This window comes from Faecalicatena orotica, assembly GCF_003149245.1.
In the GTDB taxonomy this organism is placed as follows: domain Bacteria; phylum Bacillota; class Clostridia; order Lachnospirales; family Lachnospiraceae; genus Faecalicatena_A; species Faecalicatena_A orotica.
This window is the reverse complement of record NZ_QGDL01000006.1, coordinates 233096-255772: the sequence shown is the minus strand read 5'-3', so window position 1 is coordinate 255772 and position 22677 is coordinate 233096. Positions and strand designations below refer to the sequence as shown.

The following is a 22677-nucleotide window of genomic DNA, read 5'->3' as shown; positions in this document are numbered from 1 at the left end:
GAGAGGGAATGAAAGATAAAATACATAAAGTACCACTGCCGTTGTGCGGTGTCATGCTCGGATGCGCGGCACTTGGCAATCTGCTGCAAAGTTATTCGGAAGGACTTCGCTATATCTGCGGGATCGCCGCGGCTTTTCTGTTTATACTGATTCTGCTGAAACTGATCCTTTTTCCAGAAATGTTCAGGGAAGATATGAAGAATCCGATCATGGCAAGTGTGTCTGGGACATTTTCAATGGCACTGATGATTCTCAGCACATATTTAAAACCATTTATCAAGGGAGGCGCTTATTATATCTGGCTTTTTGCACTGGCGCTGCATATTGTGCTGATCGTCTTCTTTACATTCCGGTTCATCGTGCATATACAGATGCTGAAAATATTCGCGAGTTACTATATTGTATATGTCGGGATTGCAGTGGCGGCGATTACTGCGCCGGCCTATGAAAAAACGGGGATTGGAAGTGCGGCATTCTGGTTCGGGTTTGTGTCACTGATCGTGCTTTTGATACTGGTGACATACCGATACGCAAAGTTCAGGCAGATACCGGAACCGGCAAAACCGTTGATCTGTATCTACGCGGCACCGGCCAGCCTGTGCATTGCAGGCTATGTGCAGTCCGTGGCAGTCAAATCAAAGGGATTTCTCGTTGGAATGCTTATCCTCGCCAGTATCCTGTATGTGTTTGCACTGGTAAATGCGGTGCGCTTCATGAAAATGCCGTTTTACCCAAGCTATGCTTCATTTACGTTTCCATTTGTGATCAGCGCCATCGCTGTGAAACAGGCCGCAGCCTGTCTTGGCAGCCTGGGGCTGCAGGTGCCGGGAATACAGATTCTGGTGCTGGCAGAGACCGTGATTGCGGTGGTTCTTGTCCTGTATACATTTATCAGATTTATGCAGTACATTTTTGTGCCGCAGAGGAAATATAGTATACCGGAAAAAGAACCGGCCCAGTAATCAGCGGATACTTTTTTCAATTTCGATGATTCTGTCATAACATTTCTCAAAGAATATCTGATAACCCGCGCAGAAGTAATTTTCATACAGCCCGGTGGAGGGATTGAAATCCCGGTTCCGCTGACAGCCGCCCCGGCAGAGGCGGCTGTATTTGCATTCTCTGCACTTTTCATTCAGTTTTAAGGAGCGTTCAACAAATCCGATCGCTTCCCGCCTTTCATTGATATGATCCAGCCGGTGTTCATTAAAATTACCAAGGCAGTATTCGTCCAGCATATAGAAATCACACGGATAGACGCTGCCGTCTGCTTCGACAACATTCTGAATTCCGCAGGAACCTCTCTGATCACAGGATTCCGCCATATATCCGGCGGCAAGTCCGATATAATTTTCAAACTGCCTGATATAAGGCTGGCGGCCATACTTAAGATCTTCATACCACAGGTCGAATAAATCTGTGAGGAACTGTCCGTATTTTTCCGGTGTGAGAGAATAAGGCGTCTTCTCATGACCTTCATCCAGAGGGTCGAGACAGGCGATATACTGCTGGTAATTCCAGCCATGTTTCTGATAATCCCGGTAAATCTTTTTGACATTATCCGCGACTGCAGGTGTCACGACCGTCAGGATATTATATTCCACCTGAAATTCGTCCATCAGCCTTGCCGCCTCACTGGTCCGGGCATAAGTGCCCCCGCCGTTTTTTGTATGGCGAAGCGAGTCATGGATATCCTGTGTGCCGTCTAAGGAAAGACCGATCAGAAAGTTATTTTCCCGGAAGAAACGGCACCACTTTTCATCGATTACATATCCATTTGTCTGCAGGGCATTGTGGACCTGAATCTGGTTTTTATTATACTGTTTCTGATAGTCCACAGCCTTTTTGAAAAAATCCAGCCCTCTTAGGGTTGGTTCCCCGCCCTGAAAGGCATAGCTGATCATTCCTTCCGCACGCAGCATAGTCTTGCGGATGACATTTTTTAATGTTTGTTCGGACATGAATCCGAAAGATTCCTGAGAACGTTTTTGTGCCTCATCACAGTAAAAGCAGTAGTCACAGGACATATTGCACATACTTGAGGAAGGTTTGATTAAAACACTGACAGCAGGCATCGTAGATTCCCCTTTCAATTTAAGATAACTTCACCGAACCGATATATTCAGATTCAGATGTGTATGACATGAGTGACGGTATAGTAAGATACTTCGAGTAAACCACAAAGTACCATGACCAGAATTGGATTTAATTTTACCTTACGCAGCAGCACGACTGCAAGGATAAAATACAGGACCATACGGACAGAAACATTTTCCCGGGTAAAGGAGATCAGGCCGTTTACAAAAAATGCGGAGATTATGATGGTAAGTCCGGCTTTGGCAATCATGGCTACCACTGCGGGCCGCAGCGAGGCAAGTGTCCCCTGAAGGAGGGAAAGATTCCTGTATTTGGTATAGATAAAGGCGAGGAGTGTGACAAAAATACAGGACGGGAGGATGCATCCGAGTGTTGCTGCGACGGCACCTGGTGTCCCGGCAATCTGTGTGCCCACGAAAGTCGCGGCATTCACGGCAATCGGACCGGGGGTCATCTCTGCAATTGTGACAAGGTCCGTGAACGCATTCATAGTCAGCCAGTGATTGAGTGTGACGACCTGTTCCTGAATAAGAGGCATGGCCGCATATCCCCCGCCGAAGCTGAAACAGCCAATCTGGAGAAAGCTTAAAAACAGTTTGAGATATATCATCCTTTTGTCCTCCTCTTTTCTTCCAAAACTGTGCGAAGCAGCCCGAATACTGCAACGGCGATGATGATAAGAACCACATTCATACCAAAGAAATAGCTTGCACAGAAACTGACAAGCATAATCACGATATTGACCCAGTCTTTTGTTTTAACAACGTTTCCACCCATATCATAAACAACGGAGGCGATGACTGCCCCGACACCGGCCTTCATGCCGCCTAACAGGGCTGCAATATACGGATTTGTCCGGAATGCATCATAGAAGACGGAGACAAGCGAAAGGATGACCATAGGGGGAATAACAGCACCCAGCACGGACACAAGAACTCCGGGGATTTTGCAGAGCTTATAGCCGATGACGATAGCGCCGTTCACGGCGATGGCTCCGGGGGAGGACTGTGCAATTGCGACAAGGTCCAGCATCTCCTCCTCATCGATCCAGTGGTAGTGGTCTACGAATTTATCCTTCAGCAGAGTGACAATGACATAGCCCCCACCGAATGTAAAGGTACTTAAATATAGGGTTGCAAAAAAAAGTGTGGTTAAAATATGTTTTTGGTTCTCTGGTTTTCTTTCTTTTACTGTTGTTTCTTTCATAAATGAAAATCCTCCCTCTGTTACTAACAGTATATCGTGCATTGATATATAAGGCAAATAGTATTATTATATAGATATATATAATGAAAATATTATGAAAAATGTGAGGCATTACTATGACATTGAGACATTTAAGAATCTTTGCTGCTGTCTATCAGGAAATGAGTATTACAAAGGCCTCCGGGAAACTGCACCTTGCACAGCCAAGCGTCAGCCTTGCCATAAAAGAACTGGAGGAGGCATACCATATAAAGCTGTTCGACAGAATCAACAGGAGACTGTTTATAACGGAAAAAGGAGAAGCGTTTTATACCTATGCCTCCCATATACTGGATCTGTTTGATGAGATGGAGAATTGTATGATAGCCCCGGATATTCCGGTCGGGATTTCATTAGGATCGAGTATCACGATCGGCAATTACCTTGTGCCGCAGACCGTTGCCGCATTCCGCAACAAATACCCGGCGTGTGAAGTGACAGTAAGAATACAGAATTCACAGCAGATTGTACAGGCGGTTCTGAAAAATGATCTTGATCTGGGACTGGTGGAAGATAAAGTCAGACATGACCAGCTTGAGGCGGTACCGTTTATGCATGACCGGCTTTACTTCATATGCGGGAAAGACCATCCGCTGGCGGGCAGGAAGATGCTGACACTAGAGGAGATCTGCGCCTATCCGTTATTTTTGAGGGAACCGGGAAGTGCGGGCAGGGAGATCACGGATGGTTTATTAAAGGCACACCAGAGCAAGCCCAAAATCTCATGGGAAAGTGTCAGTAATCAGGCACTGATACGGGCGGTGGAAGTAAATCCGGGGATTTCAGTGATGTCGGAGAAACTTGTTGAGGAGGATGTGAAAAATGGCAGGATTGTGATACTGCCGTTTTATCCAGATGCATTTGAAAGAAGCTTTACTTTAATTTACCATAAAAAGAAATACATAACAGGAGCGCTCGGGGAGCTGATTCAGATGTTTAAACTTTCATGGAGGGAATGATGATGGATGCAATCGAAACGAAAATATATTACCTGATCTGCAGCCACGAGGGTATTAAAGCAAAGGATATCGGTAGATATACAGGGCAGCCGAGAAAGGTAATCAACCATTACCTTTATAACTCCCCCTATATGAAAGAACTTTGTTATCAGGATAAAGACTACAGATGGCACGGCATGATACGGCAGTGTGTGCCACATTACGGTCTGGAGGAGTTTAGCGGTTATTACAGCTGGGTCCGTGAATTTCTGGATACGGATTACGAGGAATTTCTTCAGCACCTAAAGCGGGGTTGTACCCAGATTGGACGGAACCTGAATGATACGAGGGGGCTCTTCCATTCTTTCGAAGATACCTACAATACTATGCAGAACCTGTTCGGAGATTTGATGATGCATGGAGTCGGTACTTCAAAATGGGAGAAGTGGGAAATCTTATTTGAACTCAGGATTAAGCGGGCCAGATACATAAGGATTTATGCGGATGTGATACTGATTACCAAAGAGAAGGTGTTTTCACTGGAATTCAAGATGAAGGATGAGGCGCTTGAGGAAGACATCAGTCAGGCAGCAAAATACTGTGAGTATCTGGAAGTCCTGTTCGGGCCTGCCTATGATGTCATACCGGCACTCGTCCTGACTCAGGGAGAGGATATTTATGGGGAGGCCAATCTGGCAGGCTCTACTGCGATAGTACCGGTGTGTTCAGGGGACAGATTGTTTCAACTGATAAAAGAATACTGCAAAGAGACTGCCTGACTTCGTTAGTTAAAGTTATACAGATAATGATTCCCCTCATTATCACTGATATAAATTCCTTCTATTGGCTCCTCCCCATTCATAATCTGCACCCTTGAGGCTTTGGATGCCGAACGGACTTTGCTGTAATTAAGCTCTTTTTTTATACCTTCGATATTCTTGTGCATATCAAATAAATATGGCGTTTCTACTGCACGTACCAGTGACAGGCTGTCGCCGTCGTATGATATGACGGCATAGCCGCATTTCTGGTTCTCAGCTGAAAATGTACAGATGTATAAGGAATCTTTCTCCATATCAGGATTCATGTCCTTATCTAAAATAGTATATTTGGCAAAGGTATCGTAATTCCACTTTGGATTTTCGATATCACCGAGTTTGGCGGTCCATCCGCTGGCAAGGTGTTTAAAAATGGATTTATTAAACATCTTAAACGCACGTGAATCCTGTGCTTCATAATAAGAATTAAGTAAAGCCTCTGTCCCGGAATTTTGCTCAAATTTCACACTGCCTTTTGCCTTCTCTCCGGTTACTGTGACCTTGTATGACCCACTTTCTTCAATCGGGACTTGAAAGGTATCGGAAGAGACAATATTTTTCTTTTCATAGACCGGATCATCCTTTTCCTTCTGGATTTTTACGGATAACTGTCCACTGTCGATTACAAGTTCTGCATTGATGACATCCCCTTTTTCCATTTCAAGTAACTGAGAATCTGTACCGTTAAAGATACGGTATTCCATGAGCAGATGGCTGTTATCCCCGATTCGGCTGCCGCTGAAGTTGGAGTCCCGGCAGGCAGTCAGTGAGAATGCAGTAAGTATTGCGGCGGACAAAAACAGGTATTTTTTCATAATATTTCCTCCTCAGCCTGAATCATACGCCTGTTTTCTAAAGAAGATGGGTGGGAATAACTTAAAAATTCCTTAAGGATGATAATGGAAGTAATAATATGGCAGATTTTGGAGTATTTGATGGATCTATGATTGACAATTGGTCATAAATATTTAATAATATGGTTAGCTGTATTACAGCATACAAGAAACACCTTTCGAAAATAAGCAGTATAAGTAGATACGACACTGCTTATCTATGAAGGAAAGGGAATCAGATATTATTAACCAGGAGGTATTGTCATGGGAATTAAGCCTATTAAGAAGGTCAATGTTGGTGAACAGGTATTTTTTCAGTTAAAGAAGATGCTGATAGATGGGGAATGGGGGCCGGGCAGTAAGATTCCATCAGAGAATGATTTAGCAGATTTATTTGATGTGAGCAGGATCACGGTCCGGCAGGCCCTGCAGAAATTAAATGCATTGGGGTTGATAGAAACGAGGCTCGGAGACGGCTCTTATGTAAGAGATATTAATGTCGGGGACAGCATGAATGCTTTGATTCCGGTTATGTATTTAGGCGAACAGACGGCAACACAGGTTTTTGAATTCAGACAGATTATAGAAACGGGCTGTACACGTCTGGCGGTAAAGCGGGCAACAGAAGGGGACATTGAAGAATTAAAGAACATTTTGGTGAAAATGACCAAATATAGAGATAAATCCGATAGTAATAATTTCAGTAAAGCAGATCTGGAGTTTCACTTAAAGATCGCCCAGATTACAAGAAATGCACTTTTTATAAAAACAAACAGTATTCTGCAGGATGTTTTAGAGCAGTCGATGGATGCCGTAATTGATAAGATGGGGTATGAGAATGGTCTTTACTATCATGAACAGATTATAAAGGCAATTGAGAGCCGCGATGAAGAAAAGGCTGCCGAGATGATGAAAGAGCATATTGAAAAGAATTTAGAGTATTTTAAATGAAAGCGGAAGTGATAACGACAAACAATGATTTATATATATTGCACAAAAAAATCTTTCGTTTAAGAAATATATTGAAAAAAACGTAAATGTATGTTATATTTTACCCATAGATGTAATACAGGTAACAACTAACAACAATTGAGCCACAGATGCAAGCTCCAGATCGAAGTATAGGAATTAGGCAGACATCAAATTGGGCTCACAGAAGATGGGAGGGATTATTGTAAATCTGGAAACATGTAAGGATACTGTAAAAGTGCAAAAGGAGGAGAAAAGGAATGAATATTAAAATGAAACGTATCTTATCTTGTTTAATGGTTATTTGTATGGTATTGGGATTATGTGCATGCGGAAAAAAAGGGCAGACGGAAGAAAAGGAGCAGGGGGAACTGGCAGATGCCGGATATGATATTGATGCGATGGAAGTCGAAGAGACGACTGTAAAGTTATATCATCGTATCAACGCTGATGGGGGAGATGCAGAAAGTGAGTATTTCATCAGGAAAATAAATGAATGGAATGAAGAAGATAACGGCATTACAATTGAACCGGTCTTCATTATGAAAGAAACAGACTATCTTGACAGATTGTCTACAGACATTGCATCAGGAGATGCGCCTGATATTTTTATGCAGTATGGGGGTACAAACTGTCTGGATTACGTAGAGTCTGATATTGTATTAAACCTGGAACCTTACTTTGATGCAGATCAGGATTGGTACAATGGTATTGTTAAAGCAAACTGGAACATGGTGGATTATGAGAGGTATGGGCATGAGGGGATATACGGTGCTCCGTGGTCAGCGTTTGAACTGCTTTTATACTATAACGAAGAGTATTTAAGCAAGTGCAATCTGGAAGTTCCCAAGAGCTGGGAAGAACTGGAGCATTGCTGCGAGGTTCTGAAAGAAAATGGATATCAGCCATTTTTAGTTGGTGAAGCTGATAACTACCGTTATGGGCATCTTCTGAGTGCTATGGCTGTAAAATCATATGGACCGGATTTTGAGAATCAGTTAGCTGACAGGAAATATACTTACGAAAGCCCGGAAATAGTGAAGTTAATTCAAGAGATTAAGGATATGCAGGACAAAGGGTATTTCGGAGAGAATGTATTAAGCGTTGATGTAAATGCAGAGCGTTCCTATTTTGGGGCAGGGGATTGTGCGTTTATGATAGATTTATCCAGAGGCGGTGCGCTGCTCTCTGATTCAGAATGCTTTAAAAACCAGACGATTCATGCAGCTAAGATCCCATATTTCGATGCAAAATATGAGAAAGATAATATGGGTGGGGCATCCCAGAATTACTTTGTCTGCACAATGAATAAATCTGTCAATCAGATTAAGGCATCCCTGAAAGTAGTAAAGTGGCTTACAAGCCAAGGATTTGTGGACGAGCTGGTCAAGGAATATGCTAATACATATTCAGTTATTCCTTCAGAAGGAATCATTGACAATTATATGTTTGATGAATGTAATGAACTGATGTCCCAGACGGAAGCTTATGTTGCTGAATTGGCACAGGCAAGTACAAATACTGCGGAACTGACCGTTGTAAGAAATGCACTCCAACTGTTGGGAAGTGGTTCATCGGCGGAAGACGTCAGTAAAGAGATTATGGATAACTTAGCAAACTACGAGTAAGCAGATAAAGGGCCCGTGCAGTTTGTCTGGTATTAAGGCGGTGCGTGGGCCCCTCAAAGGAGGAAAAGGCATGAAAAAGAAGGATTATTGGATTGCAGCCATATTCTTGCTTCCGGCGGTTTTATTATTGATTGTATTTGTTATTTATCCGATTATCAGCAATGTGATTTTATCTTTTCATTCTTGGAATGGGATTTTTAGTGCGAAAAGGACGTTTGTAGGTATGGAAAATTATCGGGTAATCCTTTCAGACAAATCATTTTGGCGCTCTCTGACAAATGCGGGTATCTTTCTGTTCGTTGGGTTTCTGATACAGATGCCCTTATCGTATGCGCTGGCACTTCTGGTAACAGCTAAAATAAGAGGGACAAAGGTTTTCAGAACTGTTTATTACCTGCCGGTTATACTGGGAACAACAATCGTGGCAGTTATGTGGAAGAATCTGATAAATCCTAATTATGGAGCCATCATAGAGATTCTGAAAAGCCTCGGATTAAATTCTCTTGCTTTTGACTGGCTGAATACGCCCGGTCTGAATGTCTGGATAGTCGCTTTGGTGAACTGCTGGAAGTCTGCCGCATTTAACATGCTGATTTTCTGTGCAGGTCTGGTTACCATCCCGGATGCACTCAATGAGGCGGCGGTAATAGATGGATGCACTACTTGGCAGAGAATCCGTTACATTACCCTTCCATTAAGTAAGAATTCCTTTAAGGTATATTCTATCCTGTGTATTACAGGCTGTATCAAGCAGTTCGATATGATTTGGGCAATGACAGGCGGCGGACCGAATGCGACCAGTTCCACTCCGGGAATTTTACTTTATTTGAATGCGTATTCATTTAAACTAATGGGCAGGAGTGCGGCGATTGCGATTATTTTATTAATATTGGGCGTTGCATTAAGTATTTGCTGTAACAGAATCTTCAGACAGGAAGAGTATTGAAAGGGGGGGACGGTGTGAAAAGCAGAAAATGGAAGAAAATAATGTTATATGTGGTTGCTGTAATCTGGCTTCTTGCAACAATAATCCCACTGCTGTATGTATTTATTTCATCATTTAAGACGAATGACGAGATGTATAGAAGCGCATTAAATCTTCCCATACAGTGGAAAATAGAAAATTACGCAGTAGCAAATGAACTGGGGCACTCATTTCGTTCCATCGGGAATTCACTTCTTGTCGCGATATCGACGACTATAATAGAAATAATTGTCGCGATGATGGCCGCATACGCAATTTCAAGAAAGCGTCATGTGTTTTTTGCCCGCCACGCGTATATGTTGTTTGTGATCGGGGTTATGGTTCCGATACATTCTACTTTAATCCCTATTTCCTCAATGGCCGCAGACTGGGGGCTGAAGAATAACTTCGGATACCTTGTTCTGGTTTATGTCTGCTTTAACCTCGCACAGGGAATCTTTTTGTTTACAGGTTTTCTGGATTCGGTGAGCAGGGAAATAGATGAGGCGGCAATTATAGATGGGTGCAGTGACTTTAGGCTGCTCAGGTCAATTCTGCTGCCTATTTGCAAACCAATCATAGCAACAGAGGCAATCTTTTCATTTATTTATGCATATGGAGAACTTGTATTTTCCCTGACATTGATTTCAGAGCCGGCAAAATATACGGTTCCCCGGGCAATGCTGTCGTTCTGGGGTGAATTCTCAGCACAGATGGGCCCGCAGTATGCTTTTATAATTTTATCTGTTATTCCGGTAGTTATAATATATGTACTGTTCCATAATCAAATTCAGAGCGGAGTTATGTCCGGGGCGATTAAGGGGTAAGAGGAAGGAGTCTTGAATGAGAAGTGATAATTGGTTTAAAGATGCAAAATACGGTTTGTTCATCCATTGGGGCATTTATGCTGCACTAGGGGGAATATATCAGGGTGAGAAGGTACCATATGGGGCAGAGTGGATCATGAGGAATGCACGGATTCCCGGGAAAGAATACCGCAGATTAGCGGAGCAGTTTAATCCGGTAGATTTTCATGCAGAAGAGATTGTCCGGAAAGCAAAAGAATGGGGAATGAAGTACCTTGTTTTTACGGCCAAGCACCATGATGGATTTGCAATGTATGATTCCAAAGTATCAGACTATAACATTATGAATACACCGTTTGGGAGAGATCCTTTAAAAGAACTGGCAGATGAATGTCAAAAGCAGGGTATGGTATTAGGCATTTATTATTCCCAGATGCAGGATTGGGAAGATGAAAATGGATGGGGAAATGACTGGGATTATAAGAAGGATGAAGAAAAAGACTTTGAAAAGTATTTTTACGGAAAAGTCGAACCGCAGGTAAGGGAACTGCTGACCAATTATGGAGAAGTAGGCATTATGTGGTTTGATACACCTTATGTGATGCCTGTGGAGCTCTGTAAGGAGCTGAAAAGATTTGTAAAAGATCTGCAGCCGGACTGCCTGATTAACGGGAGGATCGGATATAAACTGGGTGATTACAGGCAGATGTCTGATAATGAAATTCCTGTTCTTTCTTTCCCGGGAGCATGGGAGACGCCGATGACCCTGAACGATACATGGGGGTATTCGAGTATAGACCATAATTGGAAGTCTGCAAAAGATGTACTCTATAAACTTGTTGATGTAGCAGGTAAGGGCGGAAACCTTCTGCTGAATATCGGGCCGGACGAACGCGGCCAGATTCCCCAGAAGAGTATCGAAGTATTGGATGAAGCAGGCGAATGGATCAGGGTAAACGGAGAAAGTATCTATGGCTGTAATTCCAGACTGGACTTCCAGTATGAGATACGTTGGGGGAAAATAACAGGCAAGGATAAAAAGCTGTTTCTGCATGTCTTTGAATATCCGGAATTTCCTTATGAGATACTCGTTACGGGATTGAGAACAAAAGTGACAGATGTATACATGCTTGAGGATAAAAGACAATTAGAATTTTATCAAAGTTATGAACCGGCAAGGGATGAATACCGGTTCAGAGTGATACTGCCGGAGACGGCGAAACTGAATAAGGACCTGGTTATTTGTGCCGAATATGAGGGAGAAATAAATATCCAGAAACTCGATTAAAAATAAACAGATATGTATTACAGCAGCTATCATACTAAAGGGGGCTCAGAGATGGAATATAGTAAAGAACTGATAAACAGACTTGAGGAAAAGGCAAAGACTCTAAGGCGGAATGTTGTAGTAAGCATCGGCGTAGGAGTCGCAGGGCATATAGGGGGATCTAATTCTTCTGCGGATATTGTTGCCGCACTTTATTTTTACAAGATGCACTATGACTGTAAGAATCCGGAAATGGAAGACAGGGACCGTTTTTTACTGAGTAAGGGACATGTGGCGATTTTACAGTACGCCGCATTGGCGGAAGCTGGTTTCTTCCCTGTCGACGACCTCAGGCATACAAAGGAAATAGGCTTTTACCTGCAGGGGCATCCTGACGTCAGGAAAACACCCGGTATCGAGGCCGGGACAGGTTCTCTTGGCCAGGGGCTGTCCATTGGCCTCGGAATGGCACTTGGAATGAAAGCCGACCATATTGACCGGAATGTATATGTTCTGATCGGGGACGGAGAATTGGGAGAAGGGCAGATATGGGAAGCTGCGATGGCTGCAGGTTACTACAAAGCAGGGAATCTGATCGCAATCGTAGATAAAAATAATCTACAGGCAAGCGGGGCTGTGAGAGACAGAATGAATTCGAATCCGGTTCCAGATAAGTGGAAAAGTTTCGGTTGGAATGTAATCGAGATTAACGGGCATAACATGGTGGAAATCCTGACAGCTTTGGATCAGGCAGATCAGGAAAAAGGAATACCTACAGTTATAATTGCGGATACGGTAAAGGGAAAAGGAGTCAGTTTTGCAGAGAATGTGGTAGGTTTCCATAATGGCATGCTGACAGAGGAAACTTACAGGCAGGCATTAGCGGAACTGGCATAAAGGAGGGGCATATGAACTGTAATAATCAAAGGACTGCCTATGGGGAGGCATTGGTCGAACTGGGAAGAGAGAATAAAGACATTGTTGTACTGGATGCTGATCTGGGAGGCTCTACGATGGGGAAGATGTTTGAGGCGGCATATCCGGAAAGACATTATGAAATGGGTATTGCAGAGGCCAATATGACCTCGGTTGCAGCCGGGCTGGCACAGACCGGTAAAATACCATTTACAAATTCATTTGCAGTGTTTGCAGCAGGGAGGGCGTACGACCAGATCCGGCAGACAATAGCTATTGGTAAATTGAATGTTAAAATCTGCGGTTCTTCTTCCGGACTATCTGATTTTGGGGACGGGGCAACACACCAGTCGGTGGAAGACATTGCAATTATGCGTGCAATACCGAATATGACCGTATTGTCCCCGGCAGACGCAAATGAAACAAAGGCGGCAGTGAAAGCAATGACAGAACTGGAAGGTCCATGTTACATAAGATTAAACCGCAACGATTATGAGAATGTTACAGACGAAGGAAGTGAATTTAAGATAGGCGAGCCGGCTGTATTACGGTCAGGCAGTGATGTTGTTATTTTTGCTACAGGCTATATGACAGGGGTGTCAATGAAGGCGGCGGAAGAACTGGAAGGGCGGATTTCTGTAAAGGTAGTAAATATCAGTACAATAAAGCCTATGGATGAAGAGGCGGTCATCCGGCTTGCAAAGGATTGTAAAGGCGTTGTCACGGCTGAGGAACACAGTATTGTGGGCGGATTAGGCAGTGCAGTGTCAGAGGTATTGAGGAAGGAATGCAAGCCAGTCGAATATGTGGGAATCGAAGACAGCTTCGGCTGCAGTGCACACAATTATCAGGAACTGCTCACTTACTATGGATTGACAAAAGAGCATGTTATAAAGGCAGTCGAGTCAATATATGAATGAGATGGTTATTCAGACGAGGAGGTAACAAAGTGAAAATAGGATTTATTGGATTAGGTATTATGGGAAAGCCTATGGCCAGAAATCTGATGAAGGCAGGCCATACAGTTATTGTGTATGATATCGTGAAAGAAAATACTGAGGTTATGGTGGAAGAAGGTGCGTCAGAGCGCAATTCTGCCAGAGAGGTGGCAGAGGAATGCAAGGTGATTATTACGGTTTTACCTAATTCACCTCATGTACGGGCCGCGGTTATGGGAAAAAACGGTGTTCTGGAAGGGGCATCAGCGGGAAGTATTTTAATTGATATGAGCTCTATCGCGCCTCAGGTATCGAAGGAGATTAGTGAAGCGTGTGAAAAACAGGGGATAGAAATGCTGGATGCGCCCGTATCCGGCGGTGAGCCCAAAGCGATAGACGGGACATTATCAATTATGGTGGGCGGAAAAGAAGAAGTTTTTAAACAGGTGTATGATATTCTCATGGCAATGGGGGGAAGTGCAGTTTATTGCGGGGAAATAGGTGCAGGAAATACAACAAAGCTTGCCAACCAGATTATCGTTGCTTTAAATATTGCAGCGGTGTCAGAGGCATTTATGCTGAGTACGAAGGCAGGCGTTGATCCGGACAAGGTATTTAACGCGATCAAGGGCGGCCTGGCAGGTTCTACTGTTATGAATGCAAAAATACCAATGATTATGGAGAGGAATTTTAAGCCGGGCTTTAAAATCGACCTGCATATAAAGGATTTGAATAATGCCCTTGATACGGGGCACGAGATAGGAGTTCCGCTCCCTCTGACGGCAAATGTAATGGAAATGCTGCAGAAACTTCATGCAGACGGACATGGACAGGAAGACCACAGTGCGATTGCAAAATATTATGAGAAAATCGCAGATGTCTGTGTTGAGTCTGAGAGGTGAGCCAGATGATGAATATAGGAGAGAACTTACAGAAAATGTTTTCACTAGAGGGCAGTGTTGTTGTATTTACAGGAGCTGCCGGAGGAATCGGGAGTACCATTGCAGAGGGGATGGCACTTGCAGGAGCGCGCGTGGCACTATGTGATATTAATCAGGAACAGCTGGAACAGGTTCAGAAAAGAATAACAGAGGCAGGCGGGGAGGCCTCATGCCACAGGCTGGATGTTACCGATAAGGATTGTATTGAAGAATGCATTGTCGGGATCGGCCGTCAATATAAGCATATCGATATTTTAGTCAACTGTGCCGGAATCAATAAGCGAGAAGGATTTATGGATGTAAAAGAAGAGACATATGACCGCATTATGGATATTAACTTAAAAGGTGTCTTTCTGGTTACACAGTCTGTAGCGCCATATATGAAAACACAGAAAAAGGGCAGTATTATTAATATAGGCTCACATAATACAGGCAGCATCTTAGGAGGCTGTTCCGTATATGGAGCAACAAAATGCGGTGTACTGTCTATGACAAGGTCAATGGCAGTTGAATGGGCAAAATACAATATCAGGGCAAACTGCGTCAGTCCGGGCCATATTCAGACCCCGCTGACAGTGCCGACATGGGAGCACCCCGGGCGTTCAAAATATTTGCTGGACAGAATTGCACTGAACAGGCCCGGCGTCCCGGAAGACATTACGGGAATCTGTATCCTGCTTGCATCAGATGCATCGGCATATATTACCGGTGCGGAAATCAGAGTTGACGGCGGATGCATTGCGGGAGGACAGCCTTGGGATTATGATACGGCATTTTAGGTTTAGTATAATGGTTCGAAATAGTTCTTGCATAACAGTCAGTAAAGATGTATAATGACCAATAGAATAGAGAAAATTCTTCGGGGTCGGGTGTAATTCCCAACCGGCGGTATAGTCCGCGACCTGCTATTTTCGGATAGTGGCTGAACTGGTGCAATTCCAGTACCGACAGTAAAGTCTGGATGAAAGAAGAAATTTATGCCATCAAAAGCGTATTTTTTAGCCCCGGATAATATCCGGGGCTTTTCTTTTGGGATTTTTTGGAACACAGAAAATTCTGTTATGTACGCGGCCGACATGATTTCCGGGAAGATTTTCTTTCTTTTCAATTCAATTTTTTTAATTAAAGGAGAGAAACGACTATGAGCACAGAGACAAATGTAGTATCAAGGACACAAAGTAAAATTGGCGTCCGCACAATCGCACAGATCAGCATGTTATCCGCAATTGCAACAGTATTGATGCTGTTCGAGATTCCACTGCCGTTCGCACCGGCATTTTATGAGATCGACTTCAGTGAAGTTCCGGTACTGGTAGGCTGCTTCGTCATGGGACCTATGGCAGGTGCCGTGATCGAGCTGGTAAAGATCCTTCTGAACTTTATTATCAACGGCACGATTACAGCAGGTGTCGGCGAGATCGCAAATTTCCTGATCGGGTGTGCATTATGTGTTCCGGCGGGATTGATTTATAAGAGGAACCGTACAAGAAAGAATGCCATTGTGGGAATGGCTGTCGGCACTGTATTTATGACGGTAATTGGATGTGCACTGAATGCATATATCCTGCTTCCAACTTATGCCGCGGCATTTGGAATGCCGATTGATTCATTAGTGGAGATGGGGACGGCGGTGAATGCACATATTACAAGTTTATCCACATTCGTATTCTTTGCAGTCGGACCATTTAACCTGCTGAAGGGTACACTGGTTTCCCTGATTGTATTTCTGATTTATAAGAAGATCAGCCCGATCTTTAGAATGAGATAAATAAGAAGATACGAAAGACACTGTCCTGAGCGGAATGCCCGGGCAGCGTCTTTTCTTTTGTCCAATATCCTCTTACCGATGCCCAGCGACCTTTGGCCGTTTATGAGTAGACAATTATAAAAAACTCGGATAAGATAAAGAAAAAGAGGGAAGACATTATTACTAAACGGTACGGCAGGAGGGAAATGGAATGAAGGTGGAAATAGAAAAGATAGATAAAGAGAAGCTGGAGACCGCAAGGCTGATGGTACATGAGGAAGATGAAAGTATCAGGAGGTTATCCGGTTTTATAGAGCGGGAGAATTATAAACATATGCTTCTCTCCTGTTATAAGGATGACGAGATCCATCAGGTGAAATGCAGAGAGATTTTTTATATCGAATCACTGATGGAGGTACAGTACATCCATATGAATGGGGAAATCTACTGTACCAGAAAGCGGCTGTATGAATTGGAAAGGATTCTGCCGGTGGAATTTGTGAGGGCATCGAAGTCGGTTCTACTCAATACGGCAAAGGTGGAACGCTATAAGCCCATACCGGGCGGGATTATGATGGCGGAATTTGAGAATGGTGACAGTACTTATATTTCCAGAAAATATTTAAAAGGCCTTCGGGCACAAATTAAGGAGGGATTGTTATGAGAGCGCATGGAATATCAGAAGAAACAAAGGAAAAAGTACTTTATGGATGCTTTTTTGGGTTGGTTTTATTTGCCAGCTCGGCAGTGTATCTGAGTTTTTCAAAGGATACGGCTGCGATTGCAGGAATGCTTAAGTTTGTCCCTGCTGCATTGATTGTGTATCTGCTTGTGGGAAATTTGTTTATCTGGCTTTATAACAGGCAGGGAAACAGAAAAATCAGTCAATGGTTTAACGGGGCAGCAGCGGTTTACTGGATTTCGATTTTTGCAGGTTTTTTTGTTTTACTGTCGATTGTTTTACCGGGCGTTCTGCGGAATATCGTACTGGTGAACATTGCGGTGGCTTTTGTCTGCTGGTTAGTGGATTATCGTTCCTTTAAGAAAATAGCGGAAGAATTAAACGGGGAAGTTGTGAAAGGGCGGTACCTTGTTGTGGATTTAGAGGAATGCCCCAGAAGTGTGGATGCATTTTGCAGGGAAATAGAAGATTACTGCAGAAAGAACAGGATCACGCTGGAGTTCATTACGAGGGGGAAGCCCGCGGTAGTTAAGATGGACGGTCAGACATACCATGTGGAACTGGATTCCTTCTATTCCCAGTTCGGACCGATGTATGCACTGAAATTTGGACAATATTATAAGAAATAGGCATCTGCCTGTGACTCAGTAGAAAAGCAAAACACACCTCCGGCCTAGTAACCGCCGGAGGTGTGTTTATTTCATATCTTGAATTTTTTCATTCGGTAAAAATAGTAGATGATAAATAGGACTGCCGTAGAAATCCATGTAACCGGATAGCTGAAAATGATGGCCGGAATGGTCGGTTTAATCTTGAGCGCGCCGATGATCCATACCACTCTCAGCAGGCAGATCCCACACATCGTAATAATCATCGGGATTACAACGTCACCGATCCCCCTCAGGGAACCTGACAGTATTTCGATGATTACGAATACGATATACCACGGTGTGATAAGCAGGAGCATTTCGGAGCCAATCCGGATTACTTCGGCATCATTCGTAAACAGGCGGAACAGGAAGGTACGGGCCACAATGAGGAACAGCACAAGTACTCCGGACATAATAAAATCAATGCCAAGGCAGACGCGGGTGCTCCGTTTGATACGGTCCATTTTTTTTGCACCGTAATTCTGCCCGACGAAAGTGGTGATTGAAATTCCGAAAGCACTGCTGACCATCCAGAATACAGCATCCAATTTCCCGTATACGGACCAGGCTGCCGCAGTATCTGTTCCAAAGTCATTCAGGGCGGCCTGTATGATTACATTTGTAATGCTGTACATTACGGACTGGAAACCGGCGGGAAGCCCGATGTGAAGCTGGGACTTCAGTACGGATTTGTGCAGCCGGATCTGCCGGATAAAAAGCTTCAGGATGCCGTCGGAAATCATGAGCTTTCGCGTGACAAGCACGGCGCTGCAGGCCTGAGAGATTAGAGTAGCCAGCGCGACTCCGAGAACCCCCATGTGGAATACTACAACAAACAGAGTATCCAGTATAATATTCATTACACAACAGAAAATCAGGTAATAAAGCGGATGTCTGGAATCCCCGACTGCGCGCAGGACGCTGGACCCCATATTATATATGAAGACAAATAAAATTCCGGTAAAATAAATACGCAGATACATCGTAGAGTCCGCCATGATTTCTTCCGGGGTATGCATCCATTCGAGCATAGACGGAGCCAGTACGATCCCGAGTACACTAATGACGATACTTCCGGCTATCGAAAAAGCATAGGCAGTATGCAGGCTCTGACGCACGGTGCGTTCGTCCTGTGCCCCAAAAAACTGCGCAATCACGACGGAAGCGCCGGAGGACAACCCGGTAAAAAAGCCGACGATCAGGTTGATAATCTGGGTGGAAGACCCTCCTACACTTGCAAGGGCTTCTTTACCCACAAAGTGTCCGACAATAACCGTGTCAATTGTATTATAAAGCTGCTGGAAAAAGGTTCCGAATACAATCGGAAAAAAGAACAGAAGAAGCTGCCTCCAGATGACTCCTTCTGTGATCTGATTTACATTTGAATTTCCCCGTCTCATTTCTAAAGCCTCACTCTAAATAAAATTTTTCTTTTGCAGATGAATCCGCCTTTATGAATTTCACCTTTGGCGGACACCGTTACTGTGCGTCCTGAAAGGGCACGGACAATAACGATTTTATGTGATATGGCTACTATATCATGAAAAATATCGGCTGTCGATAGATTGTTTCCGGATTGACAGCGATCAGTAAGCAGTCATGTAAATCCGAAAATAAATTTAGAAGAAAAATACAATAATGGAAGAGAATGCAAGGATGTGATATTATGAAATAAGATTAAAAAGGAGGACAAAAGATATGCCGCGAATGAAAAGAAGAGACAGGGAGATAGAAACACGGGAGGAGATGCTGCATGTACTGGATACATGCAAGGTGATACGAATCGCGATGTATGATGAGGATGGAATCTATCTCCTTCCAATGAACTTCGGATATACATATGAGGGAAAAGAATTGATCTTCTATCTCCATGCCGCTCTGGAAGGAAAGAAACTGGACCTGCTTCAGAAAAATCAAAAAGTAGGCTTTGAACTGGACTGCGACCATGAGCTGATCGAAGGAAGAGTTGCATGCCAGTATGGCTTTCGCTATGCCAGTATTGTCGGACAGGGAAAGGCGGAGATCATAGATGATCCAGCAGAAAAAATCAAGGCACTCAGCATATTAATGAAGTGCCAGACAGGAAAGGACTTCGAATTTAACGAACGACTCGTATCAATTGTGTCAGTCATTAAGATTACAGCAGAAGAATTCAGTGGGAAGCGGAGAGAATAATCTGTAAATTTACATTTGTTTAACCGAAGTTTGAACTGTATTTGATTGTTTCTTAATACTGATATTGCTATAATTTCAATGCTATTTATAACGGATGCTACAGGCCGGAGAAAGATTGAGAGGAGAATTTTTACATTATGAAGAATTATAAGTTACTGACGCCGGGACCGCTGACGACCACAAATACCGTGAAGGAGGAGATGCTTTTTGACCACTGTACCTGGGATGATGATTATAAAGTAATTACACTTGAGATTAGAAGGAAGCTGCTTGAACTTGCGCACGTATCGGAAGAGGATTACACAGTAGTGCTGATGCAGGGAAGTGGTACTTTTGGTGTGGAGTCTGTGCTGACCAGTGTTGTCGGAGATGAGGATAAGCTGCTTATCATAGCAAACGGTGCTTATGGCGAGCGGATGGAAGATATCGCGAAGCACGCAGGAATCCCGTATATGATTCATCATGAGGTATACTATAAAGTGCCGGATGCGCAGAAAATTGCGGAAATACTTGATCAGAATCCGGACATTACACATGTATCTATGGTTCACAGTGAAACAACATCTGGGATTCTCAATGATATTGAGGCTGTATCAAAGGTTGTTAAGGAAAGAAACAGAACCATGATCGTCGATGCAATGAGTAGTTTTGGCGGTGTGGATATCCCTGTTGGGGAATGGGGAATTGATTTTATCGTCAGCAGCGCGAATAAATGTATTCAAGGTGTGCCGGGATTTTCATTCATCATCGCCAATAAACAAAAACTGGTTGAGAGTAAAGGTAAGGCGAGGAGCCTTTCACTGGATCTGTATGACCAGTGGGCGACGATGGACAAAGACGGAAAATGGAGATTTACATCACCAACACATGTTGTACTTGCATTTTCACAGGCACTTAAAGAAATGGAAGAAGAGGGAGGCATTCCGGCGAGAAATAAGAGGTATACGGATAATAACAAACTTCTTATTGAAAAAATGGCAGAACTGGGAATACATCCTTATATAGAAGCAGAACATCAGGGGCCGATCATTACGACATTTTTCTATCCGGAGAATCATAAATTTTCATTTACTGACATGTATACATACATCAAAGACCGCGGATACGCCATTTATCCGGGGAAAGTGACAGAAGCCGAGACTTTCCGTATCGGTAATATCGGTGAAATTTATGAAGAGGATATTTTGAAATTAATCGAAATTCTTACACAATTTTTAAAGGAAAATAATGAGTAAAACAAGGAGATACGTAATGAACAGAAAAATTGAGGCAGTCATATTTGACTGGGCCGGCACCACGGTAGACTACGGTTGTTTTGCGCCGGTACAGGCTTTTGTGGAAGTATTCCGTAAAGCGGGAATCGAACCTACGATGGAAGAGGTAAGAAAGCCGATGGGGATGCTGAAAAGGGATCACATTAAAACAATGCTGGCGATGCCAAGAATCCGGGAGCAATGGATTGAAAAATACGGGCAGGAGCCGGGGGAGCCTGATATAGACAGGCTGTACGAGTCCTTTGAAGAAAATCTGATGGGGATTCTGGACCAGTTCGCAAAGCCAAAGCCATATGTTCTGGAGACTGTGGCTAAGCTGCGTGAGAAGGGCATTAAGATCGGTTCAACAACAGGCTATACCGACGAAATGATGGAGGTTGTTGTGCCAAAGGCAAAAGAGGAAGGCTACGAGCCGGATGCCTGGTTTTCACCAAATTCTGTGGGAAATGCCGGAAGGCCTTATCCTTACATGATATTTAAAAACATGGAGGTTCTTAGAATCACATCCACAGCTAATGTAGTAAAAGTAGGGGATACCGTATCCGACATCAAAGAAGGAAAAAATGCGGGTGTATTTACTATTGGAGTGATCGAAGGAAGCTCAGAAATGGGACTCACGCAGGAGGAATACGAAAGACTTCCCCAGAGCGAGAAAGACAGTCTTGTTAGAACTGTGGAAAAGACATATAAAGAAGCAGGGGCAGATGCGGTCATTCGGAATATGAGTGAGCTTCTGGAAGTGCTGGTGATTGACTAAAAATGAGAATATTCTGAAAATGGAGTGCAAAGGGGTCTGACCCCTTTGCACTCCATTTTCAGAATATTCTCATTTTTTTCGTACCGGACCGCAGGAATTTATTGGGTGGAATAAAAGGAAATAAAAAAGTTGACAGATCCGATTTTTTGTAGTAGAATGCGTTTTGTAACAAATTTGTAATATCTGTAATAAGTTTGAAATGATAAGCATATATTTTATTACAAGCTTATTACAAACACGTAAAGATATTGCAACAAATCAGGAGGGTATAAATATGTTACAGGGAAAAAAATTTATAAAGGTATTGTCGGCGGTTACCGTATGCACGATGTTTACTGCCGGGTTTACAACGCAGGCGGCTTCTTCGATGCCGGAAGCGTTTACAATTGATACTGTAGATAAAGGGGAGAATACAGAAGCAATTGGCAGGATTCCAGCATTGGAGATGAAAGATACGAAAAAGGCTGCAACAGATGCAAAAACAGCTTATGATGCGGAACAGCGCAGGATAAAAGAAGAGCAGGAAAGAATCGCGGCGGAGGCACAGCGTGCTGCCGAGGAGGCCCAGCGGGCGGCGGAAGAGGCCCAGAGAGCGGCGGAGGAAGAAGCGGCGCTCTCTGCGGCGGCAGAGGCGTCAGCCATGCCGGTTGCGGCGGGGGATCAGGAGCTTCTGGCATCCATTATCTTTTGTGAGGCGGGAAACCAGCCGTATGACGGACAGGTTGCTGTTGGAGCCGTTATTATGAACCGCGTGAGAAGCGGTGTGTATCCGAACAGTGTTGCTGAAGTCATATATCAGTCAGGACAGTTTGGACCGGCTATGACGGGCTGGCTGGACAGTGTGCTTGCAAGTGGCGGATATACTGACACTGCAATGCAGGCAGCAGCAGATGCGATTGCAGGAGCGAATCCGATCGGGGACTGCCTTTACTTCGGAAACGGAGACTGGGGAATTCAGATCGGGGATCATTTCTTCCACTAATTCTATAAACAAAAAATCCGCGTACGGGCCGGCAAAGGGCGTACGCGGATT

Annotated in this window: 24 protein-coding genes and 1 riboswitch; of the genes, 19 read left to right on the top strand and 5 right to left on the bottom strand. The window is 43.8% G+C overall.

The genetic code is table 11. From position 1 onward, the window contains the following. Positions 1-8 precede the first annotated feature (8 nt). Positions 9-962, top strand: coding sequence for a TDT family transporter (locus A8806_RS11475; RefSeq protein ID WP_109731336.1), 954 nt, complete (start codon positions 9-11; stop codon positions 960-962). Here the strand turns inward: A8806_RS11475 and A8806_RS11470 are convergent, their stop codons facing one another. The 3 genes from A8806_RS11470 to A8806_RS11460 are packed head-to-tail and all read right to left on the bottom strand — an operon-like array spanning position 963 to position 3303. Continuing rightward, the gene (locus A8806_RS11470; RefSeq protein WP_109731335.1) at positions 963-2075 is read right to left on the bottom strand and encodes an anaerobic sulfatase maturase; all 1113 of its coding nucleotides are present in this window, start codon (positions 2073-2075) and stop codon (positions 963-965) included. A 53-nt stretch (positions 2076-2128) separates the two neighbouring features. Further along, positions 2129-2707 (bottom strand): chromate transporter, encoded by a 579-nt coding sequence (locus A8806_RS11465; protein WP_109731334.1) that lies wholly within the window; start codon positions 2705-2707, stop codon positions 2129-2131. Next, the gene (locus A8806_RS11460) at positions 2704-3303 is read right to left on the bottom strand and encodes a chromate transporter (RefSeq protein ID WP_109731333.1); all 600 of its coding nucleotides are present in this window, start codon (positions 3301-3303) and stop codon (positions 2704-2706) included. Before A8806_RS11460 ends, A8806_RS11465 begins: the two co-directional genes overlap by 4 nt. A 116-nt stretch (positions 3304-3419) precedes the next feature. On the opposite strand from A8806_RS11460, the gene A8806_RS11455 reads away from it, so the two are divergent. After that, on the top strand, positions 3420-4301 hold the full coding sequence (locus A8806_RS11455; protein WP_109731332.1) for a LysR family transcriptional regulator: 882 nt from the start codon (positions 3420-3422) through the stop codon (positions 4299-4301). A 2-nt stretch (positions 4302-4303) separates the two neighbouring features. Next, entirely contained in the window at positions 4304-5059 is a 756-nt protein-coding gene (locus A8806_RS11450) for a helix-turn-helix domain containing protein (RefSeq protein ID WP_109731406.1), read from the top strand. Between the two features lie 5 nt (positions 5060-5064). Here the strand turns inward: A8806_RS11450 and A8806_RS11445 are convergent, their stop codons facing one another. Then, positions 5065-5913, bottom strand: coding sequence for a hypothetical protein (locus A8806_RS11445; protein ID WP_109731331.1), 849 nt, complete (start codon positions 5911-5913; stop codon positions 5065-5067). A gap of 282 nt (positions 5914-6195) precedes the next feature. Here A8806_RS11445 and A8806_RS11440 point away from each other — a divergent pair, with 282 nt between their 5' ends. From A8806_RS11440 to A8806_RS11385, 12 genes are all read left to right on the top strand, one after another. After that, on the top strand, positions 6196-6882 hold the full coding sequence (locus tag A8806_RS11440; protein ID WP_109731330.1) for a FadR/GntR family transcriptional regulator: 687 nt from the start codon (positions 6196-6198) through the stop codon (positions 6880-6882). Positions 6883-7160: 278 nt separating this feature from the next. Next, positions 7161-8528: an ABC transporter substrate-binding protein gene (locus tag A8806_RS11435; RefSeq protein ID WP_109731329.1), complete on the top strand. Its 1368-nt coding sequence runs from the start codon at positions 7161-7163 to the stop codon at positions 8526-8528. 70 nt (positions 8529-8598) lie between these two features. Beyond that, on the top strand, positions 8599-9474 hold the full coding sequence (locus tag A8806_RS11430) for a carbohydrate ABC transporter permease (protein WP_109731328.1): 876 nt from the start codon (positions 8599-8601) through the stop codon (positions 9472-9474). A 14-nt stretch (positions 9475-9488) separates the two neighbouring features. Then, on the top strand, positions 9489-10319 hold the full coding sequence (locus A8806_RS11425) for a carbohydrate ABC transporter permease (protein ID WP_242996047.1): 831 nt from the start codon (positions 9489-9491) through the stop codon (positions 10317-10319). Positions 10320-10335: 16 nt separating this feature from the next. After that, positions 10336-11586 (top strand): alpha-L-fucosidase, encoded by a 1251-nt coding sequence (locus A8806_RS11420; protein WP_109731327.1) that lies wholly within the window; start codon positions 10336-10338, stop codon positions 11584-11586. 51 nt (positions 11587-11637) lie between these two features. Further along, positions 11638-12462 (top strand): transketolase, encoded by an 825-nt coding sequence (locus A8806_RS11415; RefSeq protein WP_109731326.1) that lies wholly within the window; start codon positions 11638-11640, stop codon positions 12460-12462. Positions 12463-12473: 11 nt separating this feature from the next. Continuing rightward, a complete protein-coding gene (locus tag A8806_RS11410; RefSeq protein ID WP_109731325.1) occupies positions 12474-13400 on the top strand; it encodes a transketolase family protein in 927 nt (308 codons plus the stop codon). A gap of 29 nt (positions 13401-13429) precedes the next feature. Next, positions 13430-14320 (top strand): 2-hydroxy-3-oxopropionate reductase, encoded by an 891-nt coding sequence (garR, locus tag A8806_RS11405; RefSeq protein WP_109731324.1) that lies wholly within the window; start codon positions 13430-13432, stop codon positions 14318-14320. 5 nt (positions 14321-14325) lie between these two features. After that, positions 14326-15138 (top strand): SDR family NAD(P)-dependent oxidoreductase, encoded by an 813-nt coding sequence (locus tag A8806_RS11400; RefSeq protein WP_109731323.1) that lies wholly within the window; start codon positions 14326-14328, stop codon positions 15136-15138. Positions 15139-15210: 72 nt separating this feature from the next. After that, positions 15211-15336: riboswitch (FMN riboswitch) on the top strand. Positions 15337-15500: 164 nt separating this feature from the next. Beyond that, the gene (locus tag A8806_RS11395; RefSeq protein ID WP_109731322.1) at positions 15501-16127 is read left to right on the top strand and encodes an ECF transporter S component; all 627 of its coding nucleotides are present in this window, start codon (positions 15501-15503) and stop codon (positions 16125-16127) included. 190 nt (positions 16128-16317) lie between these two features. Next, complete coding sequence (locus tag A8806_RS11390; protein ID WP_109731321.1) at positions 16318-16770, top strand: LytTR family DNA-binding domain-containing protein; 453 nt, start codon at positions 16318-16320, stop codon at positions 16768-16770. Then, positions 16767-17417 carry a DUF4318 domain-containing protein gene (locus A8806_RS11385; protein WP_109731320.1) on the top strand — a complete coding sequence of 217 codons (651 nt, stop codon included), beginning with the start codon at positions 16767-16769 and terminating at the stop codon, positions 17415-17417. Before A8806_RS11390 ends, A8806_RS11385 begins: the two co-directional genes overlap by 4 nt. 71 nt (positions 17418-17488) lie before the next feature. Here A8806_RS11385 and A8806_RS11380 read toward each other — a convergent pair whose 3' ends face one another. Then, positions 17489-18838, bottom strand: coding sequence for an MATE family efflux transporter (locus tag A8806_RS11380; RefSeq protein WP_109731319.1), 1350 nt, complete (start codon positions 18836-18838; stop codon positions 17489-17491). Positions 18839-19136: 298 nt separating this feature from the next. Here A8806_RS11380 and A8806_RS11375 point away from each other — a divergent pair, with 298 nt between their 5' ends. From A8806_RS11375 to A8806_RS11360, 4 genes are all read left to right on the top strand, one after another. Continuing rightward, positions 19137-19613: a pyridoxamine 5'-phosphate oxidase family protein gene (locus A8806_RS11375; RefSeq protein WP_109731318.1), complete on the top strand. Its 477-nt coding sequence runs from the start codon at positions 19137-19139 to the stop codon at positions 19611-19613. Positions 19614-19750: 137 nt separating this feature from the next. After that, entirely contained in the window at positions 19751-20848 is a 1098-nt protein-coding gene (locus A8806_RS11370) for a 2-aminoethylphosphonate--pyruvate transaminase (protein WP_109731317.1), read from the top strand. Positions 20849-20864: 16 nt separating this feature from the next. After that, positions 20865-21644: a phosphonoacetaldehyde hydrolase gene (gene phnX, locus A8806_RS11365; protein WP_109731316.1), complete on the top strand. Its 780-nt coding sequence runs from the start codon at positions 20865-20867 to the stop codon at positions 21642-21644. A gap of 274 nt (positions 21645-21918) precedes the next feature. After that, positions 21919-22626 carry a cell wall hydrolase gene (locus A8806_RS11360; RefSeq protein ID WP_109731315.1) on the top strand — a complete coding sequence of 236 codons (708 nt, stop codon included), beginning with the start codon at positions 21919-21921 and terminating at the stop codon, positions 22624-22626. The last annotated feature ends 51 nt before the right edge of the window (positions 22627-22677 follow it).